The organism is Psychrobacter sp. Ps7, from assembly GCF_022129225.1.
Classification (GTDB): domain Bacteria; phylum Pseudomonadota; class Gammaproteobacteria; order Pseudomonadales; family Moraxellaceae; genus Psychrobacter; species Psychrobacter immobilis_A.
This window is the reverse complement of the sequence record NZ_JADQAH010000019.1, coordinates 1-11,684: the sequence shown is the minus strand read 5'-3', so window position 1 is coordinate 11,684 and position 11,684 is coordinate 1. Positions and strand designations below refer to the sequence as shown.

The following is an 11,684-nucleotide window of genomic DNA, read 5'->3' as shown; positions in this document are numbered from 1 at the left end:
CCCGCGTTCGAGTCGCGGTCGGCCCACCATATTTAGAAAACCCAGTCATTATATTAATAGTGACTGGGCTTTTTTTTGTTTAAAATTTCACTTTATTTTTTACGGTTTCGTTTAAAAATAGTGAAGTCAGCGTCTTTTCGCCACAGTAGCTTATGCTTAATCGTGTCTTTGATCGTCCGTGGATGCTTGGGTGCTTGCGTAATCAGCATATCAAACGTTGCTGCATCTATTGCCAGCTCACATCCATGTGCCATCATGACCATGGATGGTTTCAACGCCTTTATTCTTTGTAGTGACTGAATATAGACTTTAGGATCATAAATAGGAAAAGGCGCCACGAACTTATGACGCAGTTTGATAATGAGGTCGGCCGTATAGACTTGCCGACTTGGTACATGAAATAGAGACAAGTCACGATCTGTATGTCCGGGTGTTTCCAGTACTTGCCATTCATCAAATTTCGGCACACTATCCCCATCTTTAACGATAATATCAGGCGTAAGGTGGGCAGGATAATACAGGTTCTTAAGGGAGCGACCTTGACGTCTCGCCACATAATGCGCAAGATTTATATCCACAAAATGCATGGCATGCCCACCGATACCGCTATACCATTGCCGCTTTTTTTCTGCCGAAACAATGATGCAGCCCGTCTCTTTTCTAAATTGATGAGCGCCGCCTGCATGATCAGGATGCATATGGGTCACCACGACGACTTTTAGATCGCTGATTGGTCGCTGTAACGTCGTTCTAATATAATCTAATACCATCGCTACATCAGGGCGGCAACCACCGTCCAGCAGCATAATTTTATCTGGATATACCGCAAGATAAGTACTTTGGATATATCCATCCAAGCGTACAATGTTACATAAACTCATTTGCATTCCCTGCCCATAGCTATCTATGGTGATGAGGCTTGTTTAATATAATTAATTTTAGTATAGCGCCCGCCATTCAACTTGTAATGATTTTGAGTGAACGCTTGTGACTATTTTTTTTGAGATGGGCTTTTGTCTGAAATAGGTTTGCTTCTTAACTCTTTTTTTGGCTTAATCATCATTGGCTAAAAAGCAAAAACCTAACATTAATGTTAGGTTTTTATTTGAGTTTTTACTGCCTATTAATTCATGATGTTTTTAAATTAGAATGGTAAAACCAATGCCTCTTTATCGTCACTGGTGATTTCCATATACTGATAAATTCCTTTTCTATCATAAATCTGGGTTTCTAAAGAGTAGCCAAACCCTGGTTGATATGCTCGGCCCATTTGAGCAACTCCATCACTACCCAATGCAATTGCCATCAGATACTGCTGCTCACTGGTATTTTTAGAGGCCTCTAATGACATATCAGTGGGGTTATTTAGATAAATTACTTTTTTCCCAGCTACTGTTTTGACGCCTTCTTCTAGTATTTGAGGTGAAACATTATAATTGATGGCATAAGTACAAACAGGCTGTATATTATACAAAGTAGCACCAAGAGTGTCTTTGTTAAAGACCAGTCCACTGTTACTCAATTTAAGCGCACAAACCAAATCTTCAATTTTTGAGTGAGCGTCACGATACGCTTTTAATGTTGAATACTTGTTGGCATCTCCTGATTGATTATTTCCTGAGAAAAAATCCACATCTTCAAGCGTTATTACCTCACCTTGCGTTAAAATAAAGTCGATATTGTATCTTTTAGCCCCGCCTGGAAGACCTACCGCTTTAATAATAACGTCATATTTTGAGCTGCCTTTATCAAAAATCAGCTTACCCGCGCCTACCTTAAAATCACTTCTATAATCAGGAAACGTAAGTTCGTCGCGGCTGCCCCATTTGCCATTGTAGCTTAGAGTATCTCCAGTAAAGTATCTATTATAAAAAAAGTCTTCTGTAATACCATCACTGACTGAGAGCCATTGCTTTAATGCAGGCTCATACATCCAATGGCGTTCAACAATTTTATTTAAACTTTCGTCCAGCTTGTACTGTTTAACAAAAGTACAATATGTTCGATTCTTGTCCGTACAGCTATAACCCTGCGGGTTATTATCCTCGTAGCGACCAATGTCAATATCAAATATTCCTGTTTTAAGGTCATTCAATCCGTCATTATTAGCTTCGATATCTAATGGCTTATTATTGAGAGGTAATGAAGGTAGGGTCAAAGTATCTTTTAGCTCTACTACTTCAGGTTTCGGTATTTCAGGCTTGGGTTTTGAAGTTTCTGGCTTGGGTTTTTCGGGTTTCGGTTTTTCAGTATTTATCTGTTCGTTAGAAGTAGCATTATCGCTGCCACTTGATCCGCCACAACCTACTAGACTGCCTGTCAGTAGAATCAACAAACTAAGTGATAAATTCTTATTAAGTGTTTTCACGATAAAAATTCCGGACTAATAGTATTGTTAGATAATTTAAACTTTATTTAACAAAAAAACAACTAAAATACACATTGAGTTTTTATTCTATTTTCAAATATTTAGGCGCTACCAAGCACTCTGAAATTAGCTTTAAAAATTCAATAAAAAACCCAGCACAATGGCTGAGTTCTTTATTAAAGGTCTAAAAAAACTACGCCAAATCACGAACCTTTGGCTCACGTTCCCACAAGCGTGACCTGGCATTTTCGATAAAAGTATCCAATTCAGCCAGTGGCGTCACGAAACTGTCTTTTTCGATAGGTAATTTACTTAAGATAAACTCATCAGTCGCCCCGCAATAAGCAATCGCTTTGCAATGTCCATAGGCATCATTAAACCAATCTAGTGCTGAGCTGTCTTTTGCTAGCTTTTTAGCTTGGTCTGGCATAATAATACTAACGACTGCGTCAAACATCACTGAAGGGCCGCCAGCGAGACGCTCATCTGCTTGTATGCGAGTGTCGTCATCTAAGACAACCACTTTATTGGGCGCAACGATTTTCACGCTAGCACCCTGCGCTTTTGCCGCCTCTTCGAACTTTTTGATTTCACTATGCTTAGAGCCTTCAGCGACCAAGATACCAATCAAACGGCCTTTTAAACTCTTAGGCGTTAGACCAATCGTTTGTACTGCTTTCGATGTCGCCATATCCTGTACAGGAGCAGCGGCATCAGCAGGCTCTGGCAGTTCCATACCTAGCGCTTTTGCCACACGATTTGCCAAGTCTTCATCGATATGCGGCAGATGACTCAGCATACGAGTACGTACATGCGCCGTATCTACTTTACCTAGCTCAAAGGCATAAGCAGAAGCAATGTGCGCTTGCTCAGCTGGTGTTTGGCTACGATAGAACATCCGCGGCTGACTGTAGTGATCGGCAAAACTTTCTGCACGCACGCGACCTTTCACACCATCATCCAACTGCTCATGGAATGATTCAAAGCCACGCTTGGCGCTTTCACGTGGTCTAGTCGGATCTAAGCTTTGCGGTTCATAGAGCACACGAGTCTTAGGTACCTGCATCTGCATATGACCATCTTGCTGATTATTGGCAAACGGGCATTTCGGCGCATTAATTGGAATTTGGGCAAAGTTAGGCGAACCTAAACGTGATAACTGGGTGTCTAGATAACTGAACAATCGACCTTGTAATAATGGATCGTTACTGAAATCAATGCCCGGTGGCAAATGCGATGGACAGAACGCCACTTGTTCCGTTTCTGCAAAGAAGTTATCGGGATAACGGTTCAGCACCATTTTACCCACGACTTTCACTGGCACCATCTCTTCTGGAATCAATTTGGTGGCATCTAGATGATCAAACGGGAATTTATCAGCTTCTTCTTCAGTAAATAGCTGTACGCCAAACTCCCATTCAGGATAGTCGCCATTATTAATGGCTTCAAATAAATCACGGCGATGATAATCAGGGTCAGCGCCTGAGATTTTTACCGCCTCATCCCACGTGGTTGACTGTACACCTAATACTGGCTTCCAATGGAAACGGACAAAGGTGCTCTTGCCCGCTTCATTGATGAGACGATAGCTGTGGATACCAAAGCCTTCCATCATGCGTAAACTGCGTGGTAGTGCACGATCACTCATCAGCCAAATTAAATTATGCATGGTCTCAGGACTTAATGACACAAAATCCCAAAAAGTATCGTGCGCCGAAGCGGCTTGCGGAAATCCACGATCAGGCTCTGGTTTGACCGCATGAATGAGGTCTGGAAACTTCATCGCATCTTGAATAAAGAAAATCGGCATGTTGTTACCAACGATGTCCCAATTGCCTTCTTCGGTATAAATTTTTACGGCAAAACCACGCACATCACGTGGCGTATCTTTTGAGCCTTTGTTACCTGCAACCGTAGAAAAACGGGTAAATAAAGGCGTCTGTTTACCTGTTTCAGTCAAAATTTTCGCCGTGGTATATTTTTCGAGCGACTCAGTGAGTTCAAAATAACCGTGAGCAGCACTACCACGTGCATGGACGATACGCTCAGGAATACGCTCATGGTCAAAATGATGGATTTTTTCTCGTAACACAAAGTCCTCTAATAAGGTTGGCCCACGTGCGCCTGCTTTTAGAGAGTTTTGATTGTCAGAGATGACGATACCTTGTTGGGTCGTTAGCAATTTAGTGTCATCCCCTGCGCGCTGGTGAGTCTCACCACCATTGCCACGTTCCGTATTCATATCTTTAGCGGGGTCAGTATGATCAATATTATTTTTCATTATGCATCCTAGCTAGTAATTAAAAGTAGGCTCTATTTCTTTAGAACCTTTGTATAGAGCTGTCTTTAATATTAGCCAAAAAATATGACTAATTCATGGCACTCCTTGTTGATATTTGGTTAAAGTTTGCAGCCGTGATAAAGCCGTAATTTCAGCATATTTAAAGAGAGCTTTAACGTTGACGATAGATTCTTGTCATGTGGTGATTTTTTAAGGTATGCTCTTATGAAGCATTAAAACAGTTGATAAATAAACTGGGCATGGTTTTAGCCAACTATTTATCTTTTTTATACGATTATAAGGTGACCTACCATGTTATCAACTTCAAATACTCCGTCCAAAAAACCTTATCACTCATTGCTAATGGGTGCGTCAATCGGACTAATGGCACTGACTTTTAGTCAAACGGCTGCCGCTATTACAACCAAAAATATTATCTATACCGTGGATGATCAAGCATACGAAGGCTATTACGCCAAAGCCGACAAAGCGAATGCGCCTTTTATCTTACTCATTCATGACTGGGATGGATTGACAGATTATGAACGCAAACGTGCTGATATGTTAGCAGGCGAGGGCTACAACGTATTGGCGGCAGACATTTTCGGGCAAGGCGTTCGTCCTACTTCCATTGAAGAAAACAAACGCTTAACTGGGGAGTTATACGATGATCGCAATAAAATGCGTCGCATACTTCAAGGTGCGTTGAATGCTGGAAGACTACAAGGTAATGATGTGCGTAAAGGCACTACCATGGGATATTGTTTTGGCGGTACCGTTGCTCTGGAACTGGCGCGCTCAGGATTTGAGCAAAAAGCATTTGTACCCTTCCATGGTGCCTTTGATATTCCAACGGGTCAAAGTTATGACAAGACAACTGGAGAAATCTTAGTATTCCATGGCTCTGCTGATGAATCTGTCTCTCTAGAGAGCTTCGCCACTTTGGGTAAGACGCTAGAAGCCGCCAACGTACCGCATGAGATGGTGACATACAGTGGTGCACCACATGCCTTTAGCGTGTTCGGCAGTGATAGATATGATGCACGTGCAGATGAGCGCTCGTGGAAACGCTATTTGGATTTTTTAGCAAATGAATATAAATAACTTTAATTTATATCCTATAAGAACAGCGACCCTTAATTATTAACCAACCTATCTCATTGATAAATGAGTCGATTAAAAGCCAAGGAAGCCAATTATGTTATTGAAGAACGACGTATTGCGTGCGCGTGTTAGATTGTTAGGCGCATTTTTAGGTGAGGCCATTTCTCGCCAATCTGGGGAGGACACCCTACGTACTATCGAAACATTACGCAAAGGCTTTATTCAGGAGCGCCGTGAGCATAATCCAGCACACAAACAGCAGCTGATCGATCTTATTGCCTCATTAGACAATCAAACCTTAAAAAACGTCATTCGCGCATTCTCTATTTACTTTTTCCTCGCCAATTTAACGGAAGAAAACTATCTGCGTGAGCAACGCCGTACTATGCGTGCTCAGTCCAATCAAAGCTGGGAAGGATCCTTTCGCCGCACCTTGTTAGAATGCCGTGAGCGGCAAATCGAACCTGCGCAAATCAAAGAGCTTATTGATCACCTTAAATTTATTCCTGTTTTTACGGCTCATCCTACCGAAGCCCGTAGACGCACCACCATGAATATCTTGCAGACCCTCTATGAGCATACCGATGCCATGAGCGACTATCCCGAAGGCAGTCTAGCCTTTATGCAAGCCAAGCAAAAAACAGCAGAAACCATTGACTTACTGTGGTCATCAGACGAAGTTCGCAGCCGAAAACCGTTGGTTTATGATGAAATAAACAACGGCTTACACTATTTTGATGCCAGCTTATTCACTGCCATTCCCAAAGTGTATCGTAATATAAAAGACGCTATCGTCGATATCTATCCTGAGTTAATCGACTACCCTTTACCCGCCTTTGTCAGTTTTGGCTCTTGGATTGGCGGGGATAGAGATGGCAATCCATTCGTCACCCACGAAACCACTGAAATGGCGGTATTGATGCATGCCAATACTGTACTGCGTCATTATCAAGTATTGGTCAGAAAATTGCGTCGTGAACTGATTCATAGCGATACTATCGTCGATATCGCGCCAGAGATTTATACCCGTATCAAAGACTACAGCACACTCGATCAAAAAGTCTTTTGCTACAATCCTGATGATTACAATAATGAGCCGTACCGAAGACTGCTGTCCATTATTCTGGCTAAAATAAAAGCGACCAACCAGCATATCCAAAGCCAAGGCACAGATAAAGAGGCTGCAAAAGAGGCTTATTCAACACCGACGGCCTTGCTAGATGATTTACGCCTTATTCGCAAAAGTGTCAATACTCATGACAAAGCACATGGCGAAGGCTTACTGCTTGATACCATTCGCCTAGTCAAAACCTGCGGTTTTCATTTGGCTGCGCTGGATATTCGTCAAGATTCAGGATATCACGGCGAAGTCATTGCAGATATTTTTGCTAGCGCCTCAAATCTGCCCGACTATAAAACCCTCAGCGAAACAGAGCGCCAAGAATGGCTAACGCGTTTGCTAGAAAAGCCCGGTGCACCGCTGATTTATACCAACAATTTAAGCGCGCAAACACACGAACAGCTTGCGTTAATGAATTCTGTCGCTAAACTGCGTAAACTGGTTGGCGACGATACTTTTGGTAGCTATGTAATTTCGATGACCAATAACGCCAGTCAGCTATTAGAGGTGCTGCTACTGATGCGTTTTGCAGGTTTATCGGGTATTGATAAGAACGGGCATTTATTTTCTGCCCTACCAGTTGCGCCACTGTTTGAAACCATCGAAGATTTAAAAAATATCGATAAAATTATGCCAATAGTGTTGGACAATCGGCTATATCGGGAGTTACTTGAGCACTCAGGAAACATTCAAGAGATTATGCTTGGCTACTCAGACTCCTCTAAAGACGGCGGCATTATTACTTCCGCTTGGCAGTTATATAGTGCCCAGCAAACCATCACCGATATCGCCAATCAATATGGTATCACCACCCGCCTGTTCCATGGTCGTGGTGGTTCCGTCAGTCGTGGTGGTGGCTCAACCCATCAAGCCATCGCCGCTCAGCCTGCTGGCACTTTACATGGACAGATCAAGTTCACTGAACAAGGCGAAGTACTTTACGCCAAGTATGCCAATCCAGATACTGCCGTGTTTGAATTAACCATGGGAATCACGGGGGCGCTAAAAGCCAGCTCGTCACGATTTGTCGAACAACCCAAACAGCTAGATAGCTATGAAGCGTTATTTGCTGATTTGGCAAATGCAGGCGAACAGCAATATCGAGAGCTGACGGATAATACAAAGGGCTTCTATCAGTTTTATTCTGAGGCCACGCCAGTACAAGAGATTTCATTGCTCAATATTGGCTCGCGTCCTGCTCACCGTAAAAAAGGACTGCCGAGCAAATCGACGATTCGGGCGATACCGTGGGTATTTGGCTGGTCATTGGCGCGCTTTACCCTTCCCGCTTGGTATGGCGTGGGCAGTGCTTTAGATAGCGTCAAAAAAGACGAAGCGTTAATGAAAGAGATGAATAAGAACTGGCCATTTTTCAATGTCTTTATCAGTAATATTGAAATGGCTTTTACCAAATCCGAGAGGAATATCGCCCGTGCATACAGTCAACTGTGTAAAGACGAAAGCTTACGTGAGCAAGTCATGCAGGCAGTGATTGATGAGCATGAACTGACGCACGCAGGTCTCAACTCCTTGCTAGAGCAGGCGTCTTTACTCTCAAACCAACAAGACTTGGCTCATTCATTAGAATGGCGTAACGCCTATTTAGACCCCATCAACTACATCCAGATTGAGCTACTCAAGCGTATGCGCCAGCCTGATAACGCTAGTGATGATAAATTGGAAAATAACGAGAGACTGGCTGTCGAAGATGCATTGATTCGTAGTATCAATGCTTTGGCAGCAGGGCTACGCAATACAGGTTAGTATTTATAAATAGGTTGGTCTTTACGGATTCGAACTTATATAAAGCTGAGTTGATTCATAGTGTTATCACAGTGAATCAACTCAGCTTTTTACGTTAATAGAGTTTTTCGAATACTAATATTTGATTGTTAGATGGCATAGCATAACGCTTACTTAACGTTAAATGGTATTGACTTGCCAATTCTATAACGTCTTCTAAATGACGGATGCCACTGTTAGCATCACGCTGCCGTAAGCTATTATCAAACTGACGATTGCTTGCGCTGCTATAAATGCCATTTTCGTTAAATGGTCCATAAACGATGAATTTACCATTTAAAGGTAGCATATCACCGACCAATTGGAATAATTTAGCCACTAAAGTCCACGACATGATATGCAAGGTATTGGCGGTAAATACCGCATCATAAGGCGCATTGGCAACCTCATTTATTGGCACTGAATCACACGATACATCAAAAGTAAGCGGTGCATATAAATTAGGGGCAAGATAAGCAGCATGCCAAGCATTGATGGTGGCGTGATTAGCCAACATATCACTGGTCTGCCATGTTAAATGAGTCAATCTAGGGGCAAAATACACACTATGCTGACCCGTACCTGACCCAACCTCTAACACATGAATAGAACCTTGCAACTCTTGCTGTAAAACTTCTAGAATCGGCTGCTTATTATTTTCACACGCTTGAGAAAATGCTATTCCAGCAGGAGCAATCGATTGGCTATTATCTAAATCATCATTCAACACTGCTAATATCCTTATATATCTTCATTACTGTAGCTTTGATATTAATAATGGCGACAAGCAAAGCGTCGAAAAAACTAATAAATACCCGCTTCTACCCCAGCTGCCAATGTCATCGCCAGTTCTTCGACTTGCTCAGTAAATACTGCTTGCCAATCACCCTGTAAAATCAGCGCTTCTTGAATCCATGACCAACGCAATCCGGTCGTAATGGTTTTCATAGCAAGCTTAGTACCCGTACCGTCATGACCTGCGCGAATATATAGTGCAAATGGCATGCCCTGCTTCTTCTCTAACACCGGATAATAACAGCGATCAAAAAAATCCTTAGTCAGCCCTGCCATATACGCCAAATTCTCAGTCGTGCCTAACAATAACGCATCAGCAGCTAGCACATCTTCAGGTTGCGTATCTTGAGGAGATTTAAGTACGACTTTGATATCTATATCAGGGTGATTGGCACCATCGTAGGCCGCTTGTGCTAATTTTTTAGTATTCGGCGATGGCGCCTGAGCGACGATCAATAACGTTTTTGCCATGGTTTTAAAGGCCACGAGCAGTACGGAACGTTAAGTTCTGCGTGATATCAGGGTGAATACTGTTGGCGACTGGACAAGTCAATGCGGTGTTATAAAAGATGGTTTGCGTTCTATCATCAAGCGCACTGTTGAACGTCACGATGATATGGAACTCACTCACGCGTCTTGGATCAGCAGCCATGACTTTGGTCACTTCAGCTGTGGTTCCTTCAAGGTCAATCTCCATATCACGAGCTTTAATACCGATAATCGTCAGCATACAACTGGCTAAACTCGTCGCCAATAAATCAGTTGGTAAAAATGCCTCGCCCTTGCCTTGATTGTCCGTTGGCGCATCGGTGATTATTTCATTGTTTGATTGCAAGTGAATAGCGGTAGTACGCAGGTCGCCTTGATAAGTTACTTTTGATGTGGTCATAGGTTTTCCTTTGATAGTTGTTATATTTGGCTTACTTCTTTTTAAAAGCTTTTAAATAGTGAGCTGATTAACAAAATATCTTCTTAATAATCTTCAGTTAAAACTTGAGATTATGGCTTTAGATTTTTCAGAGAAAGGATTTATATATGATGCCACTAATTCACTGCCAAAGTATTTCTGGGTCAACATTTGAAGATAGCAAGTAAGACAAAATCAAGATGCTTTAATATCAACATTCATGCGTCTGTTAATTTTTCTGATTATAAAGCTCAATAAATTGCCTAGAAAACTCCTCAGCTAAGGTTCTACTATCTGTAATAGTAATACTTTCGTTATTGTGTTGAGCATTACTTGTCCAGTTATACGATCCATGAATAACTTTATATAAATCTATTATGCATTAATTTTTTTCCCCAATGAGAACTTGGGGAAATCTTTTTATATTCAATGCCTCTAGAACCAAAGTCTAAGCCGTATTTATCAGTGGTTACATCATCGTTTACGATTATTCGTACATTTATCCCACTCTGATTTTTGTTACGTAATTCATTTCCAATATCTTTATCTGTAAACCATGCTACAGCGACCCAAATAGTAAATTCTGCAGCCTGAATCGCTTCAATAATTTGATTTTTTATTTCCTGAAAGTGTGCAGCAATCATTATTGGGTCATCAACCCCAGAACCAGTCACTTTAAAAATTCCTAGGTCATCCATTTCAAAAAAATAACCGTCATACTTTATTATTCTACTAAGTTTCGAAGCTATTTCATCAGGGTTACTAACTCTTCTAATATCAGGAATCGCTTCAATTAACTTCTTAAACTGGGGACTACCATTTACTTCTTTCAAGCGTTCATAAGTATACTCATTTCTCGACCATGCATTTGGAAGACCTCCACTAGAATATTCATGAGATAACCCAAAAGCATTGAAAAATTTAATCAGTTCTGGTCCTGACATATAAGGAGTTGGAGCACCATCGCCTGTAATGTAAGACTTGATTGTATTTAAGGTAAGATCTGAAACCTTCAATTCTGTATATACTCCAAACTATAGCTTAATAATACTTGAAAACTTACTATCCTATAGATTTAGTAGTAATATCACAATCAATAGTATAAAAAGGAAAGAAATATTATTCACTCTTTCACATTTATAGACAACGTTATAGGTAAAAAGTATTGAATATCAAATAAATCCCCAGACAAAGAAAACCCCCTCTGCTTTCGCAAAGGGGGTTTTACTTTGAATAGAGAGCTGACGATGACCTACTCTCACATGGACGAATCCACACTACCATTGGCGCAATGATGTTTCACTTCTGAGTTCGGGAAGGGATCAGG

9 protein-coding genes, 1 tRNA gene and 1 rRNA gene (1 of these 11 running past the window's edge) are annotated in these 11,684 nt (G+C 41.5%); 3 read left to right on the top strand and 8 right to left on the bottom strand.

Annotated elements, in window-relative coordinates; all coding sequences use genetic code 11:
* Positions 1-29, top strand: a tRNA-Lys gene (locus I3257_RS08070); it begins 147 nt to the left of the window's first position.
* A 63-nt stretch (positions 30-92) separates the two neighbouring features.
* On the opposite strand, the gene I3257_RS08065 is transcribed toward I3257_RS08070, so the two are convergent.
* The 3 genes from I3257_RS08065 to I3257_RS08055 form a co-directional block, all read right to left on the bottom strand.
* Complete coding sequence (locus tag I3257_RS08065; protein WP_238049359.1) at positions 93-881, bottom strand: MBL fold metallo-hydrolase; 789 nt, start codon at positions 879-881, stop codon at positions 93-95.
* 263 nt (positions 882-1,144) lie between these two features.
* Positions 1,145-2,368: a hypothetical protein gene (locus I3257_RS08060; RefSeq protein ID WP_238049358.1), complete on the bottom strand. Its 1,224-nt coding sequence runs from the start codon at positions 2,366-2,368 to the stop codon at positions 1,145-1,147.
* Positions 2,369-2,561: 193 nt separating this feature from the next.
* Positions 2,562-4,649 carry a catalase gene (locus I3257_RS08055; RefSeq protein ID WP_238049357.1) on the bottom strand — a complete coding sequence of 696 codons (2,088 nt, stop codon included), beginning with the start codon at positions 4,647-4,649 and terminating at the stop codon, positions 2,562-2,564.
* 312 nt (positions 4,650-4,961) lie between these two features.
* Here I3257_RS08055 and I3257_RS08050 point away from each other — a divergent pair, with 312 nt between their 5' ends.
* Together I3257_RS08050 and ppc are read left to right on the top strand one after the other, a co-directional pair.
* Positions 4,962-5,753, top strand: coding sequence for a dienelactone hydrolase family protein (locus I3257_RS08050; protein WP_238049356.1), 792 nt, complete (start codon positions 4,962-4,964; stop codon positions 5,751-5,753).
* Between the two features lie 94 nt (positions 5,754-5,847).
* A complete protein-coding gene (gene ppc, locus I3257_RS08045; protein ID WP_238049355.1) occupies positions 5,848-8,637 on the top strand; it encodes a phosphoenolpyruvate carboxylase in 2,790 nt (929 codons plus the stop codon).
* 94 nt (positions 8,638-8,731) lie between these two features.
* On the opposite strand, the gene I3257_RS08040 is transcribed toward ppc, so the two are convergent.
* From I3257_RS08040 to rrf, 5 genes are all read right to left on the bottom strand, one after another.
* Positions 8,732-9,385: a DUF938 domain-containing protein gene (locus tag I3257_RS08040; protein ID WP_238049354.1), complete on the bottom strand. Its 654-nt coding sequence runs from the start codon at positions 9,383-9,385 to the stop codon at positions 8,732-8,734.
* 74 nt (positions 9,386-9,459) lie between these two features.
* Complete coding sequence (locus I3257_RS08035) at positions 9,460-9,921, bottom strand: flavodoxin family protein (protein ID WP_238049353.1); 462 nt, start codon at positions 9,919-9,921, stop codon at positions 9,460-9,462.
* 4 nt (positions 9,922-9,925) lie between these two features.
* Positions 9,926-10,339: an OsmC family protein gene (locus I3257_RS08030; protein ID WP_238049352.1), complete on the bottom strand. Its 414-nt coding sequence runs from the start codon at positions 10,337-10,339 to the stop codon at positions 9,926-9,928.
* 380 nt (positions 10,340-10,719) lie between these two features.
* Positions 10,720-11,373: a phospholipase D-like domain-containing protein gene (locus tag I3257_RS08025; protein ID WP_238049351.1), complete on the bottom strand. Its 654-nt coding sequence runs from the start codon at positions 11,371-11,373 to the stop codon at positions 10,720-10,722.
* Positions 11,374-11,596: 223 nt separating this feature from the next.
* A 5S ribosomal RNA gene (gene rrf, locus I3257_RS08020) occupies positions 11,597-11,684 on the bottom strand; the annotation flags it as partial.